At 64.3% G+C, this 13923-nt stretch carries 16 protein-coding genes; 5 read left to right on the top strand and 11 right to left on the bottom strand.

Annotated elements, in window-relative coordinates:
* Positions 1-28: 28 nt before the first annotated feature.
* The 3 genes from FHS09_RS06775 to FHS09_RS06785 all read right to left on the bottom strand — a co-directional run bounded on the left by FHS09_RS06775 (position 29) and on the right by FHS09_RS06785 (position 1963).
* Positions 29-406, bottom strand: coding sequence for an RNA-binding S4 domain-containing protein (locus FHS09_RS06775; protein WP_183458055.1), 378 nt, complete (start codon positions 404-406; stop codon positions 29-31).
* Between the two features lie 151 nt (positions 407-557).
* Complete coding sequence (gene yrfG / locus FHS09_RS06780; protein WP_183458057.1) at positions 558-1211, bottom strand: GMP/IMP nucleotidase; 654 nt, start codon at positions 1209-1211, stop codon at positions 558-560.
* A 77-nt stretch (positions 1212-1288) separates the two neighbouring features.
* On the bottom strand, positions 1289-1963 hold the full coding sequence (locus FHS09_RS06785; RefSeq protein ID WP_183458059.1) for a lysoplasmalogenase: 675 nt from the start codon (positions 1961-1963) through the stop codon (positions 1289-1291).
* 83 nt (positions 1964-2046) lie between these two features.
* Here FHS09_RS06785 and cysK point away from each other — a divergent pair, with 83 nt between their 5' ends.
* The 5 genes from cysK to FHS09_RS06810 all read left to right on the top strand — a co-directional run bounded on the left by cysK (position 2047) and on the right by FHS09_RS06810 (position 5331).
* Positions 2047-2964 carry a cysteine synthase A gene (gene cysK / locus FHS09_RS06790; RefSeq protein WP_183458061.1) on the top strand — a complete coding sequence of 306 codons (918 nt, stop codon included), beginning with the start codon at positions 2047-2049 and terminating at the stop codon, positions 2962-2964.
* Between the two features lie 198 nt (positions 2965-3162).
* Positions 3163-4002, top strand: a complete 840-nt coding sequence (gene cysQ, locus FHS09_RS06795; RefSeq protein WP_183458063.1) for a 3'(2'),5'-bisphosphate nucleotidase CysQ — start codon at positions 3163-3165, stop codon at positions 4000-4002.
* 83 nt (positions 4003-4085) lie between these two features.
* Positions 4086-4292, top strand: coding sequence for a hypothetical protein (locus tag FHS09_RS06800; RefSeq protein ID WP_183458065.1), 207 nt, complete (start codon positions 4086-4088; stop codon positions 4290-4292).
* Between the two features lie 157 nt (positions 4293-4449).
* A complete protein-coding gene (locus tag FHS09_RS06805) occupies positions 4450-4731 on the top strand; it encodes a type II toxin-antitoxin system HicB family antitoxin (protein ID WP_183458067.1) in 282 nt (93 codons plus the stop codon).
* A gap of 39 nt (positions 4732-4770) precedes the next feature.
* Positions 4771-5331 carry an outer membrane protein gene (locus FHS09_RS06810; protein WP_183458069.1) on the top strand — a complete coding sequence of 187 codons (561 nt, stop codon included), beginning with the start codon at positions 4771-4773 and terminating at the stop codon, positions 5329-5331.
* Positions 5332-5444: 113 nt separating this feature from the next.
* On the opposite strand, the gene FHS09_RS06815 is transcribed toward FHS09_RS06810, so the two are convergent.
* From FHS09_RS06815 to FHS09_RS06850, 8 genes are all read right to left on the bottom strand, one after another.
* Positions 5445-6482, bottom strand: coding sequence for a hypothetical protein (locus FHS09_RS06815; protein WP_183458071.1), 1038 nt, complete (start codon positions 6480-6482; stop codon positions 5445-5447).
* A gap of 70 nt (positions 6483-6552) precedes the next feature.
* Positions 6553-6978 carry a hypothetical protein gene (locus FHS09_RS06820; RefSeq protein ID WP_183458073.1) on the bottom strand — a complete coding sequence of 142 codons (426 nt, stop codon included), beginning with the start codon at positions 6976-6978 and terminating at the stop codon, positions 6553-6555.
* A gap of 138 nt (positions 6979-7116) precedes the next feature.
* Positions 7117-8451, bottom strand: a complete 1335-nt coding sequence (locus FHS09_RS23205) for a DUF58 domain-containing protein (protein ID WP_183458075.1) — start codon at positions 8449-8451, stop codon at positions 7117-7119.
* Positions 8448-9446 (bottom strand): AAA family ATPase, encoded by a 999-nt coding sequence (locus FHS09_RS06830; RefSeq protein WP_183458077.1) that lies wholly within the window; start codon positions 9444-9446, stop codon positions 8448-8450. Before FHS09_RS06830 ends, FHS09_RS23205 begins: the two co-directional genes overlap by 4 nt.
* On the bottom strand, positions 9443-10732 hold the full coding sequence (locus FHS09_RS06835) for a DUF4350 domain-containing protein (RefSeq protein ID WP_183458079.1): 1290 nt from the start codon (positions 10730-10732) through the stop codon (positions 9443-9445). Before FHS09_RS06835 ends, FHS09_RS06830 begins: the two co-directional genes overlap by 4 nt.
* Complete coding sequence (locus tag FHS09_RS23210) at positions 10725-12281, bottom strand: DUF4129 domain-containing protein (RefSeq protein WP_183458081.1); 1557 nt, start codon at positions 12279-12281, stop codon at positions 10725-10727. The genes FHS09_RS06835 and FHS09_RS23210 overlap by 8 nt, the downstream gene beginning before the upstream one ends.
* Complete coding sequence (locus FHS09_RS06845; RefSeq protein WP_183458083.1) at positions 12271-13227, bottom strand: stage II sporulation protein M; 957 nt, start codon at positions 13225-13227, stop codon at positions 12271-12273. Before FHS09_RS06845 ends, FHS09_RS23210 begins: the two co-directional genes overlap by 11 nt.
* Positions 13228-13908, bottom strand: a complete 681-nt coding sequence (locus tag FHS09_RS06850) for an RDD family protein (RefSeq protein ID WP_183458085.1) — start codon at positions 13906-13908, stop codon at positions 13228-13230.
* Positions 13909-13923: the final 15 nt, after the last annotated feature.

Raw genomic sequence — 13923 nt, forward strand, 5'->3', positions numbered from 1 at the left:
GCGAAAATTCCCTGGTGCCGTATCACGGCTAGTCCTGTTCGCGCAGAAAGCGGTGAATCTGCCGGCGCTGTTTCTTGTTGGGGCGCTCGCTGTGGACGCCGGCGTTGCCGGCCCGTCGCTCGGCGCTAGCCTGCTCGCGCCTGGCGATACTGGCCTCGGTTTCCCGGTACAGGGTGCGGGCGACGTCGGCGCCGCGGCGCTGATCGGACAGGGCCAGCACCTCCACTTCCACCAGATCCCATCCCTGGCGGATGCCCAGGGTGATGCCGGTGGTGATCTCCTTGCTGGCTTTGATCCGCTGGCCGTCGGCGTGCACCTTGCCGCCCTCGATGGCCTGCTTGGCGATGCTGCGGGTCTTGTAGAAGCGCGCGGCCCAGAGCCATTTGTCGATACGTACTTTGTCCATTGACGGCTTGGATTGGTTAATCAACTTTTGGGGTAACTACTTACCCCCCCTAGTAGGAGCGGCCGCTGGCCGCGATCGGTCTTGCTACGTAGCTGATGCCGATCGCGGCCAGCGGCCGCTCCTACAGCGCATAATCATTCCGAGTCCCGAATTAGATCGCCATTATCTCATCGAACTGGTGAATCGTCGGGAAATCCGCGATCTCCCGCATGGGGCCGCGGCTGTCCGGCTGGCGGATGCACAGCAACTGGCCGATGCCGTAGGCGCGGGCGGCGGCGAGTACGCTCTCGTTGTCGTCCACGAACAGGGTGCGGGAGGGCTCGAAGTCGATATGCTCCCGCAGCGCCGGCCAGAAGTGTTCGCTCTCCTTGGCGTGGCCCAGGTCGTGGGAGGAGACGATGCCGTCCAGCCAACGGTCTATGCCGGTGATTTCCAGCTTGTGGGCGAGGCCGGCCGGGTGGGCATTGGTGACCAGTTGTACCTGCTTGTCCAACCGGCGCAGCCCGTCGAGAAAGGATTCTGTCTGCGGGCGCAGGGCAATGCGGTCCTCAATCTCTCGCAGGATGGCGGCGATATCCAGTTTCAGTTCCCGGGACCAGAAGTTAAGGCAGTACCACTCCAGGGAGCCGCGGCGGGCATCGATCTGCGCGCCCAACTGCTCTTCCGCCTGCGCCAGCGGGATATCGTGGATTTCCGCGTAGCGCCTGGGCAGGTGGGTGAGCCAGAAGTGGTTATCGTAGTGCAGGTCGAGCAGGGTGCCGTCCATATCCAACAGCACCGTGTCGACGTTTTGCCAGTCGAGCATGGGATTCAGTTTACCTCTCGTTTAAGGGCGATGGAGCAGAGCATAGGCCATGTTCTTGTCGCCCTTATGAATTCCCATTATGCCCGCGCGCGAGCCAGCCCGTACAGCAGCGCCAGCTGCGCCCCGTAGTAGGTGACCATGATCGCGGTGCCGGCCATTGGCAGCGGGATCACGAATTTATTCAGCGCGATCAGGGTATCGGAAACCATAAAGCTGACAGCGCCGGCGAACAGCAGCGCAGAGTCGCTCCGGTGGGCGGCGGCGCAGAGGGCCATGATCACGATCGCCAGCAGGTAGACCAGCACTGCTGGCGCCAGTTCCCCCGCCGCCGGCAGCAGCGTCCGCGCCAGCAGGATGGCGGCGATCAGCACCGGTACGCCGCGCAGCGCGGTGCGCCGGCTGCGGAAGTCCGCCGCGCGCAGGAAGTTGCCGGCGTAGATCAGCTGCGCGAGCAGGAAGGCGCCCAGGCCATAGACAAAGCCATGGGAAAACTCCAGGGCCAGCAACAGGTCCCCCAGCGCGGAGAAAGTCAGTGCGCAGAGGGTCAGGGTGCGGGTGAGGCCGCTCAGGCTGCGCAGGGCGAGCAGCGCGAGTATGGCGATGGGCACGATTTTCATGGACGCCATCCAGGGGCCGCGCAGGCCGTAGGCGTCGAGCACCATATAAATCGCCGCACACGCCGTGAAGGCCAGGAGCGGGCGCGACAGGGACCGTGACAGCGGACTCGCGACGGTTGCGGGGAACTCGGTCATGGCTTTTCTCGCGTTTTTCTTGTATTTGTGTGGGGCAGTATTTGGCAAGAATATTCGACAGGCAAATCAGGAGAGCGTCGCGCATGAAGGCAGCCAATATTCTCGAAACCATCGGCAACACACCCCACGTTCGCATCAATCACCTGTTTCGCCCGGATATCGAGGTGTGGATGAAGGTGGAGCGCTTCAATCCCGGCAGCAGTATCAAGGACCGCATCGCACTGTCGATGGTGGAGGAGGCGGAGGCCAGCGGCGAACTCAAACCCGGTGGTGTGATTGTCGAACCCACTTCCGGCAACACCGGCGTCGGTCTGGCGATGGTGGCCGCGGTGCGCGGCTACCGGCTGATTCTCACCATGCCGGAATCCATGTCGGTGGAGCGGTGCAAGATCATGAAGGCGATGGGTGCGGAAATCGTGCTGACGCCCAGGGAGCGCGGCATGGGCGGCGCCATCGAGCGGGCCCAGGAGCTGCTGGAGGAGAACGACAACAGCTGGATGCCGCAGCAGTTCAACAACCCCGCCAACGTCAAGGCGCACCGGGAGAGGACCGCACAGGAAATCCTCGCGGATTTTCCCGAGGGGCTGGACTACCTGATTACCGGCGTCGGCACCGGCGGCCATATCAGCGGCTGCAGCGAGGTGCTGAAAGAGCATTTCCCCAAACTGAAGACTTTCGCGGTGGAGCCGGAGAAATCGCCGGTGATCACCGGTGGCGAGAAAGGCCTGCACCGGCTGCAGGGAATCGGCGCGGGCTTTATACCGAAGATCCTCAATATCGACGTCCTCGACGACGTTATCCTGGTCAGCGAGGAGGACAGCTTTGAGATGGCCCAACAGTGTGCCCTGAGGGAGGGGATCTTCGTCGGCATCTCCTCCGGCGCCACTCTGGCGGCGGTAAAACAGCGCCAGGACCAGCTCCCTGCCGGCAGCCGGGTGCTGATATTCAGCTACGACACTGGCGAGCGGTACCTGTCTATCGAGGGGTTCTTTCCCGCCTAGCATTAAAGTTACCTCCTGTGGGAGCCTGCCTCGCAGGTGATTAAATCGGTGCTATCTGGCACGCCCTATTCATCAGCGGGGCTGGCTCCCACAGAGCTGAGCCCTGGACAGCAAGGCTGATCGCCCGATGGCACGGCAGCCGGTGGGATCACCGCAGCCGATGCGTATAATGCCCCACTCATACAAGCTGGAGGGATTATGGACAAGGCGCTGGATATGAAGGTATTGGTGGAGCAGGTGATCGACATCTGCGCCCGCGCAGGCGATGCGATCCTCAAGGTGTACAACAGCAGCGCCGAACTGGAAGTGGACACCAAGGCGGACGATTCCCCGGTCACCGCCGCAGACCTGGCCGCCCACCGGTTGCTGGAGCCGGCGCTGGCGGCGCTGATCGAAGGTGTCCCGGTGCTCTCCGAGGAACAGGAAATCCTGCCCTATAGTGAGCGCCGCCAGTGGAAGCGCTACTGGATTGTCGACCCACTGGACGGCACCAAGGAATTTATCCGCCGCACCGGCGAGTTCACCGTGAACGTGGCGCTGATCGAGGACGGCGAGCCAGTGCTGGGGGTGGTGCACGTACCGGTGCTGGATATCACCTACGCCGGCTGCAAAAACAACGGCGCCTTCAAACGCAGCGCCGGGACCGAACAGTCGATTCGCGTGCGCAGCCTGGCGCCGCGCCTTGAGGCCGGCGAGCCGGTGGAGCTGGTGGCCAGCCGCAGCCACGGCGCCGGCGCCGTGGACCGTCTGGTGGAACGCATCGAATCCGATCTGGGCAGTGTGGCCTGCAAGAATATGGGCAGTTCGCTCAAGTTGTGCCTGGTGGCCGAGGGCGCTGCGGACCTCTACCCGCGCCTGGCGCCCACCTGCGAGTGGGATACCGCCGCGGCCCAGGCGGTGGTGGAGGCCGCGGGAGGCGTGGTGGTGGACGACAAGTTCCGGCTGTTGCGCTACAACACCAAGGATTCCCTGCTCAATCCCCACTTCTATGTCATCGGCGACTCCGGATTCCCCTGGCGAGAATTGCTCACAAAATAACCAATTTCAACTAAGCTTTACTGTAAGCCAAGTTTTCGGGCGACCCGGCTCGCCCGGCTGTCTGTATTGGTAGAGGTAAAGCCATGACCCGCCCCCGCAGCGCTCACGTCAACATCAGCGAGAGCGAGACCCGCAAGCTGCGCCAGCAGTTGGAAGTGGAAATCACCTGGCTGAACCGGCAACTGGAGGAGCTGCAGGGTGCGGAGACCGACCTGGATATCTCCCTGCTGCAGACCTATCGGGAGATGATCTTCTCCCGTCGCGCGCTGCTCGGCCGCATTCCCCGCTGAGGCGGAAATTTTTTCAAGGACCTGCATAGGTCTTGAAAAGGCGCGCAATTTTATTTTGGGAAAACTCCCAGGCCGGAGTTTTTTCGCGCGCAAATTTGCCACGGAAAACTGAAAGCCGTCTACGCTTGGTACGTTAATGTAATAAGAGTAACGTCCGATGCGTTATCCGGTTGTGGTTCACAATATTGAATACGCCGGCTTCGGCGCCATAGCGCCGGACCTGCCCCATTGCCATTGCCACGCCGACACCCTCGACGCCACGCTGCAGAAAATGGCGGAAACCATTTTGCAGCGCCTGGAAGAAGTGCGTGCCGTCGGAAAGGCGCCGCCGACGCCGGGCAATATAGAAACCCTGCGCAACAACCCGGCTTTTGCCGGCGGCATCTGGGCCATTATCGACGTGGCACATTCCCACTCGTCCCCCAGCGCCGAACCCTGAATATCTGTCGGTAAATCGTTTGCACCAAGGAAGGTTGTGATGAAAAAAATCCTGTTTGTCCTCGCTTTTCTCACCTCATCTACAGCCGGCGCGATAGGGTGGAACAACCCCATCGAAGGTATCTGCGCCGGCGAGTACCGGGTGATTACCACCCTAGGCTCTGGGCAGGGAGAGCTGCAGATCGAGAACGACCAGGATTTTTTCGGCCTCGCCAGTATCGGCATCACGCCCACGGTGGGAGTTTGGCAGGTGGAACTGCGCTACTCCCATTTCGACGGCAGCGGTGTCACCGTCGACCAGTACGGCATCAATTTCAAGGTGGATTTCAGCCTCGCCTGCGACGTGCAGTGCCTCTATTGGATGGCGGGCTGGAACTATGGCGAATTCGACGTGGACACCGTGGAGCAGCACGGCTTTGTGTTCCTGGTGGACGATCACGACGAGCAGGGCTACTGGAACGCCGGGGTCGGCTACCGCTACAACTGGACGGACGATCTCGACACCTCGCTGGAGTACAACTACAACGATATTGATCGGGTGGCGGGGGTTGACCTTGGGCACCTGCGTACGTGGACGCTCAATCTCAGTTATCGTTTCTAGCGCAAGCCGGCAAGCTTGATCGCGGCCAACGGCGGATGGCCGCCCCGCCGCTCCTACAAAGATTCTTTTCACTGTAGGAGCGGCCGTTGGCCGCGATCAGGTTTCCAGGTTATTTAAAAAGCGTAGGAAAGACTCATATTCACCCCATCCTCCCGCGCCAACTGGTAGCCGTTGTAGTGCGCGGAGATATCCCCCACCCACTCCAGCCCCAAGCGTATACCGGCCAGTGCACCGCCCTGCGCCACCAGGTTGAAACCCAGCCCCAGGTCCAGCATCTCACCGCCGTAGTTGCCCTGCAGATCCGCCGGGCTCGAGTGGTTGTGCGAACCCTTGTAGTGACCGTCGATATCCCCCTCTTTTGAGTACTGCAATCGCGCCGAGAGGCTCAACCAGTCGGCCACGCGGTAGGCACTCCAGGCAGTGGCGCCGTAGCGCTCGCCAAAAGCGAAGTCGGAATCGTTTTCGCTCTCCATCGGCAGGCGCGCGGAGAGCTGGGCGCCCCAGCTCAGCCTGTCCAAGGCGCTTGTGTAAGTGAGGGAGGGCAACAGGTCCCAGGTGCCGGTGCCCAACTGCATACCGTAGTGGACGAAGGTACCGTCGGCATTTTTCTCGTCCACTGAACCGGTGGGCGCGCTCACCGCCAGGGTTGCGTGCAGCCGCTGGGCGCCGGCGCCCGCCAGGCGGAAGAGTCCGCCTACCACCGTGTCGCCGGTGCCGGAAACCCGACCCCTGTGGCTGCCCATCTCGTGGCCGCCGTGCATATCGCCATGGCCGCCGCCGGTCATCGCCATATCCATCTCCATGGACATGACCTGGGGCATCAGCATCAGGGTCAGGTCGTTGGACACCGCGTACATGATGTCCAGCATATGCATTTCCATAGTCATGCCGGTGGGCATCATCGAATAGTCGGCTGCGGCCAGGTCCGTCGCCTCCACCTCGTCCGAACCGCGATAGATCCCGGAATACTCCTCGCGCATGGCGCGGTAGCCGAACATCCACTCACCTTTCGCGTGCAGGTGATCGGCCATCACTCCGGCGGGAGCGTGACCCTCGGGTAGAAAGATCGGTGCCCTGTCCCCGTGGGCGAAAGCGGTTTGCGCTGCGAAGCTAGCCGTTGCGGCCAGCAGAACGGAATTAATTTGTTTCACGGATTTTCTCCTGCAATATACCCGCACACCGCAAAAACTTTGCGGTGCGAAATCAAAAAGTTTTTTCTTTCTAGAGATGCAGGAAATTGGGAGGGGCGCGCTCGGGTGGTAGAAAATAGCGGTGCCTTTGCGCGCTATTCTGAGTGGGGCTGGAAAAGGAAGGGGAAATTCCCGCGATACCCGCGAAAATTTCCGCGGTGCCGGTGACCGCCGCGGCGGCGACGGAGGAAAAACTGCAGTGATTGTCGGCAAAACTCTGCGCCGTGGGGGCGTCGTGCTGGTGGCCGACCGGATGGTGATGGCCGTTGTGGCGCGGAGCGAGCAGTTCGAGCAGCAGCGCGCTACGGTTGTCGCCGTGGCAGTATCCGTAGGGAGCGCCGCCGGCCAGAGGCGCGGGCATAAAGCCCGCGGGCACCAGGCCGCGCACCGCGAGGAATACCGCCAGCAGCAGTGCGGCCTGCCAGCGGTGTAAATTGAAGGGTCTGCGCTGTGCCATTGTTTTTGTCGGGCCCGGCTTCGGCAGCGGGATCGATCGCGGCCAGCGGCGGATGGCCGCCCCGCCGCTCCTACAAAGATTCTTTTCACTGTAGGAGCGGCCGTTGGCCGCGATCAAAGTTTCAGGATAACCACGGGCTCAGATTCTACCGCTGCGCTTAAGGCGCCAGTAACTCTCCACCAGCGCCATATGCAGCTGCGCCGGCTCCGAGTCTACCACCAGTACGTTGCGCGCGCGCAGTTGTTGCAGCAGACGTGCGCGGCGGTGCAGGAAATCCCGCGCGGCGGTCCAGTCGATGGCGCTGTCGAAGTCGCGCACCGGTTCGTGCACCAGGGTATCCAGCGCGGTCTCCCGCAGGCTGGCCACCATCACCAGGTGACGGCGGCTCAGCAGTTGCGCCGCGGCCAGCAATTCGTCGCTGTCCTCGTCGCGCAGGTTGGTCACCAGGATCACCAGGGCGCGGCGCTGGTGCCGGGCCAGCAGCTGCTGCGCGGCGCCGCTGAAGTCGCTGTTGGCGGTGCCGGAGTGCAGGTCGTAGACGTGGTTGAGCAGTAGATTGATACCGCTCTCTCCTTTTACCGGCGGCAGCTCGCTGTCGCCGCTGCCGGTGGCGAAGGCGTGCAGGCCCACCGCGTCCCCCTGCTTGATCGCCACGTAGGCGGACAGCAGCAGCGCGTTGAGGGCGTGGTCGAAATGGCTGAGTTCGCCGTCCTTGGTGCGCATGCGACGGCCGCAGTCGAGCATGTAGACGATTTCCTGGTCGCGCTCGTCCTGGTACTCGCGGCTGATCAGTTTGCGCATGCGCGCGCTGGCCCGCCAGTCCACCTGCCGTTGGCTGTCGCCGCGGCGATATTCGCGCAACTGGCGGAAGTCCATGCCCTCGCCGCGGCGCTGCTGCTGGTGCAGGCCCAGGTAGCGCAGGCTCTGCTCGGTGCTGAGCGCCTGCAGCGAGGAGATGCCGAGGAAATTGGGGTAGACCTTCACCGTCTGCGGCTTGCCCAGCAGCACTTTTTTCTGCCAAAGTCCCCAGGGGGCGTCCGCCAAAACTTCGATGCGGCCGAAGTCGGCGCGGCCGCGATGGTGCGGTACCAGGGGGTAGTCGATCTCCGCTTCCTGGTTGCAATCCAGCTGCGCGCGGCGCGGCAGTGCGCGGCTGCGCAATTGATCGGGAAGCTGGTCGCTCACCAGCAGCGCCAGCGGGCGCGGGCCGAAATTGCGCAGGGTGAGCCGCACCCGGTTCTCAACCCCGAGGGCCAGGTTGCCGGGGAGCTGCCGTTCGCCCTCCGCTCCCCGCACTTTGCGCCCCACCAGCCAGTCCAGCAGCGCGGCCCCCAGCAGCAGGGCGCCGGCGCACCACCAGGCGGTGGCGAGCCCATCGGCGGCGCGGGGCAGCCAGATGCGCGCGGCGCTGACCGCCAGCGCCGCCAGGCACCAGTAGCCGAGCAGTTTTCCCAGGCGGCGGCTCGGTCTCACAGCCGGGGCGCTTCCACGGTGCCGATGATCTGCGCCAGCACCGAATCGGCGGTCTCGCCGTCGATCTCCATATCCGGCGACAGGCCCACGCGGTGGCGCATTACCGGGATGGCCATGGCCTTGACGTCATCCGGCAGCACGAACTCGCGGCCCTGGAGCAGCGCCTGGGCGCGGGCCGCCTGCAACAGGCCGATACTGGCGCGGGGGCCGGCGCTGCGGCGCAGCTGCGCGCTTTCGCGGGTGGCGCGCACCAGGCGCACCGCGTAGTGCAGCACCTGCTGGTCTACCGCGACTTTGGGCACCAGGGCCTGCAACTGTTGCAGCTGTTCGACGGTGAGCAGGCCGACCGGCTGTTGCAGCTGCTGCTCGATGCGCCCGCTGCTCGCCGCCGCGGCCAGTTTCAGTTCCGCCTCCAGGCTGGGGAAATCGATCAGCACCTTGAGCAGAAAACGGTCCAGCTCCGCCTCCGGCAGCGGATAGGTGCCCTCCTGTTCGATGGGGTTCTGGGTGGCCAGCACCATAAACGGGCTCGGGGTGGGCAGGGCTTCGCCGTCGATGGTGACCTGCTTCTCCTGCATCACTTCCAGCAGCGCCGCCTGGGTTTTCGCCGGGGCGCGGTTGATTTCGTCCGCCAGCAACAGGTTGGTGAACACCGGTCCGCGGCGCACCTCGAAGCGGCTCTCGCCCATGTGGTAGATGGCGTGGCCGGTGACGTCCGCGGGCATCAGGTCCGGGGTGAACTGGATACGGCGGAAGTGGCCGCCGAAGCAGTTGGCCAGGGCGCGCACCAGCAGGGTCTTGCCCAGGCCGGGCACCCCTTCGAGCAATACGTGGCCAGAGGCGAGCAGCGCAATCAGCACCTGCTCCACTACCTCCTCCTGGCCGATCAGCAGCCGGTTGATGGTGTTGCGCAGCAGTGTCAGCTGGGCGCCGGCGGCTTGCCATTGTTCGGTTTCCGCGGATTGGTCTGTGGGGGTGTTCAGGATTTCGCTCATAGTGCGGCCTCGATTTGCTGCAGTTTGCGCATCTGTTCGGTAAAGGTCTCTTCGCTCCGGGGCGGGTCGCCCCAGAGGGTCGTGGCGATGGAGGATTCGTCCAGCCCGGTCTGCGCGGCCAGCTGTGTGCAGAGTTTGCGCCGCACCGGCGGGCTGGCCCGCTCCTCGCCCAGCCGCCGGAGCAGCGCCTCCCGCTGCTGACGCACCAGGTTTTCGCAGTGCCCGGCGCGCCAGTAGTAATGGCCGCAGGCGGAGATATGTTCCAGCAGCGAGCGCCGCGCGGTCTCCGGTTCCGGCGCGCGGGGGCCGAAGCGGCGCGAGCGGTACAGCAGCCAGGCGAGCAGGGCCAGGGCGCCGGCGAGGAAGAACTCCCCGGCGTAGCGCCGCGCCAGCTCCCCCAGCGAGTCGAAACGCGGGCGGGTGAGAAAGACGAAGTCGCCGTCGGAGGCGAGCAGGCGCAGCAGGTAGGCGTGGTCGAAATGGCCGATGCGGTCCGATCGCCAGAGGCCGCCGTCCGCGACAATGGTGATCAGCCCCTCACCGCGCTCGAACTGCATAAAGGGCACGCCGGTGTCGTCGCGGTGAATTTTGGCCCAGAACACGGGCCCGTCGCTGGCCTCTTCTTCTTCCAGTGCCGGGTGTTGGAGCAAGTGGCGGCCGGTGAAATGCAATCGGTACTCGCCGCCGTCCTCGGTGGCCAGGGTGACCAGGTCCTCCGGGTCCACATCCGGATTGCGCGGCGGTTTTTCCTCTTCGGCGGGCTCCTCTTTCTCCTCCGGTTCGCCCTCGCGCAGGCGGCGGTTGTGTTCTCGGAGTATTTCGCTGGCGCTCTTGCCCTCGAATTCCCCCGCCTCTTCGCCGAGGAGTTCGCGGAAGGGGTGCTCGAAGTCGATTCCGTCCCGCTCCTCCAGGGAGACCTCCAACCGGTCCAGCAGCCAGTCCCGCTCGCCGTCGCCCGCGATGTGGGCCACCACGATGGCGTGGCCGCCGCTCTCCACCCAGCCGAGCAGTTCGTCCGCGCGCTTGAGGTTATAGGCCTGGCTGGAGCTGGCCAGATAGAGGGTGTCGTCGGGGGCGAGAGTATTCAGTACGGCGATATTGTCTGCGCGCCGGGTTTGCAGGCCGTCGGCGGCGAGGAACTGTTCCGCGGCCAGGTAGGGGTTGCGCCGGGCCTCCGGCCCCCAGCCGAGATCCACCTCCTCGCTGTAACGCTCGAACAAATACAGGAAGGCGGCGGTGGCTGCGGCGGCGATCAACAGCGTTGCAACGAGAAAGACCCTAGTCATGGGCAAACACCTCCTGCCACTGTCCGCACAGGGCCTGCACCCGCGCCGTTTCCGGCGCGCGGTGGGCATAGGCGAGTTGCTGCCAGGCCGTGGTCAGCTGCTGTACGAAGCTGCTCAGCGCCGAACTCACCGGTGGCTGCTCTTGGTTCCCGCCCCGGCGGTGCTCTACCAGCCGCGCGCACTCGCGCTCGGTGAGGTGATCGCCGAACTCAAAGAGGTAGTCCTCGATCAGGTGGGACAGGGTGGCGCGGTACAGCAGCCCCAGTCCGGCCCGCTGCTCGCCCTGTTGCCACAGGCGCAGCACTTCGGCACAGACATCCGCCGGCAGGCTGGACTGGCGAACGTCCAGGCCGAACAGGGTCTCCGGCGCGGCCTTTTTTTCCCGCGGGGGTTTTTTGCGGAATTTCAGCGCCCGGCCGAGCTGTTCGCGGTAGTGCCAGAGCAGGTAGATCGCCAGGCCGATGGCGCCGATCCACAACAGTACTTCCAGCAATCCGGCAACAAGCGGGCCCCAACTGGTTCCGTTCGGCTCCGGTGACTCATCCGCGGACAGGCTCTCCAGCCACTCGAGAAGGGCAATCAGCCATTCGGGAAAGGCCTCGTCCTCCCGCTTGAATTCCTTCAGGCGCCATCCCTTCACGGTCTCCATCCGATGGAAGTTCTCGCCCGCGAGGATTTCGTCTATCTGCTCCCGCGCCTGTTCCGGGGGTCCCCCGGTCTCGGCGCGGGCCTGCAGCGCCGGCGTTGCGGCGAAAATGCCCAGGGCGCACAGCAGCATCAGCTGCGCCGCCAGGGGGGCGGTCTTTTCGCTGCGCCGCTGGCGCTCCACCAGGTTGCGGAACTGTATCTCGATATCCCAGGCCTCCAGCTCGATGCGCCGGCCGATATACAGGGAGAAGCCGCAGACCACATAAAAAGGCGCAACCGCGGCCATCACCAGCAGGTAGAGGCCGTTCAGCGCCCACTGCAACCAGATTGCCCCGCTGCTCAGAAAGGGCATCCAATCGATCTCCACCTGCTCCGGTATCAACAGGTAGATCAGGGCCGCCAGTGCCAGGCCGAGGATCACTTCCAGGTGATACCCGGTGAGCGTCAGCCAGGTGGCGGCGCTGGCATGCTTGCGGTGCAGCACGCCGATGCGCGCCCCGCGTGCGGGGCCGCTGCTCTGCTCCAGCAGGGTCACCGGCATGTCAAAGGAGCGTGTGGGGCTGAGGCGCCGCCAACTGAGCCACGCCAGCCAGTCGCGGCGGTTGACAGAAAAGAACTGTTTCAGTGCCGCGCCGGCGGGCATCTTCTCGCCGAACAGCGCGCGGCTGGCAATCAGCAGCGGCAGGCGGTCGTACACCGGCTTCAGCCACCACACCAGGAATATTGCCCACCCCGGCGAATCCCACAGCAGCAATGCGGTAGCGCCAAACACCAGCGTCGCGGGCAGCAGCCAAACGATAAACAGCGGCCACCACTGGCGTCGCGCCAGCACCACGCCCAGATCGATGGATTCCCAGGGCGAGCGCAGCCGCGCGCGCACCGCCAGCCGGTTAAGGTCCACGGTTCGCCTCCCCGCGCCCGGCGAGGGCGAAGTAGGTGATCACCAACAGCCATAGCGCCGCGCCCACGCCCAGTTTTATTCCAATCCCCAGTTGGGTGCTGGAGGACCAGAAGGCCTCAAGGAAGGCGGCGATCACCAGCATCGCGAAGGTGCCGTACATGATCTTCATCGCCTCGACACTGGCCAGGCGCAGTGCCACCAGGCGACGGTGGCGGCCGGGATCGATCAGCGACTGGCCCAGGCGCAGGCCGGCGGCACCGGCGAAGACGATGGCGGTCAGCTCGAAGGCGCCGTGGCCGATCACGAAGGGATAAAAGGTGGATACGAAGCCCACCCGGGTGATTTGCCCGAATACCGCGCCCAGGTAGACGCCGTTGAACACCAGGAAAAAAATCGAACCCAGGCCGAAGAGGATGCCTCCCGCAAAGGTGCGGAAGGCGATGCCGATATTGTTCTTGATGTAAAAGCCGAACATCATCAGGTCGGAATCGGAGCCGCGCTCGCGGCCCAGCACGCGGTTGGCCGGGTCGTACATGGATTCGAACTGCATCACCTGCTCCGGGGTCATCACCGCGTAGATCAGCGCGTCGTTCCAGTAGCTGCCCAGGCCCAGCACCAGCGCCGGCAGCACGAAGAGCGCGGTGGCCAGCCAGACGTAGCGGGCCTGCTCGCGGATTGCCCGGGGAAAGCCGGCGGAGAGATACCACAGCCAAGTGTTTTTGCGCAGGGTCTGCTGCTGGTAGACCCGGTGGTGCGCGGCCATTACCAGCTGGTTGAGGCGGTCGACTAGGCGGTTGGTGTACTGGCGCTCCACCGCCACCGCGAGCTGCTGGCACAGGCTGCGATAGGCCGCCGGCAGGTCCAGGTCGGTATCGCCGTGCTTGAGCCACTGCTCCAACTGCTGCCAGCTTTCGCCGTATTTGTTCTCGAAATCGTTCTGTTTCATTTATCTGGAACCGAGCAGCCAGCAGCCCACGGCGCGCAGGTACTGTAAACCGGTTTCACCGGATTTGCCGGTCACCGGCTCCAGCAGTCCGGCCAGCTCCCGTTGGCGCGCCTCGCTGAGTTCGCCGTGGCGCTCCGCCAGGCTGATTACCGCCAGCTGGTCCTGCAACTGCAGGCCGCGAGGCGGCGCCAGCGGCGCGACCTTGGGCAGCTCCGGGCGCTGCCCGCCGGCCTGCCGGTAGACCACCAGGGTGCCCGCGGCCATGTCCCCGAGTCGCTGGAAGTTTTTGTTCAGAACCATGGACAGGGTGCCGGCGGCGTAGCCGAACGGCAGGAAGTCGGCGAAGCGCAGCAGGTTGCGCAGAAGGGAAGCGCCCCAGGATACGGGGGTGAGATTATCGTTGACCACGATCAGGCCGAAGGCTTTCTTGCCCGGGGTCTGGCCGTTGCGCACCACTTCAAAAAATACCGGGTAGAACCACTCCAGCAGAAAAGAGCACAGCAGCCATATCCCCATACCTGCGCGATCGGCGAACGCCAGCGCAATGCCGAGCGCGAGCAGGATCAGCGAGCGGTAGAAGACATCCACCGCATAGGCGAGGATGCGCGGCACAGGCCCGGCGGCCTGTGCTTTAAGGTCGATGCCCTCGGGGGTCTCGATACTGTAGGCGGTGTCCAACAAACCACCATCCCCCGC

Origin of the sequence: Microbulbifer rhizosphaerae (genome assembly GCF_014191725.1) — a bacterium.
Classification (GTDB): domain Bacteria; phylum Pseudomonadota; class Gammaproteobacteria; order Pseudomonadales; family Cellvibrionaceae; genus Microbulbifer; species Microbulbifer rhizosphaerae.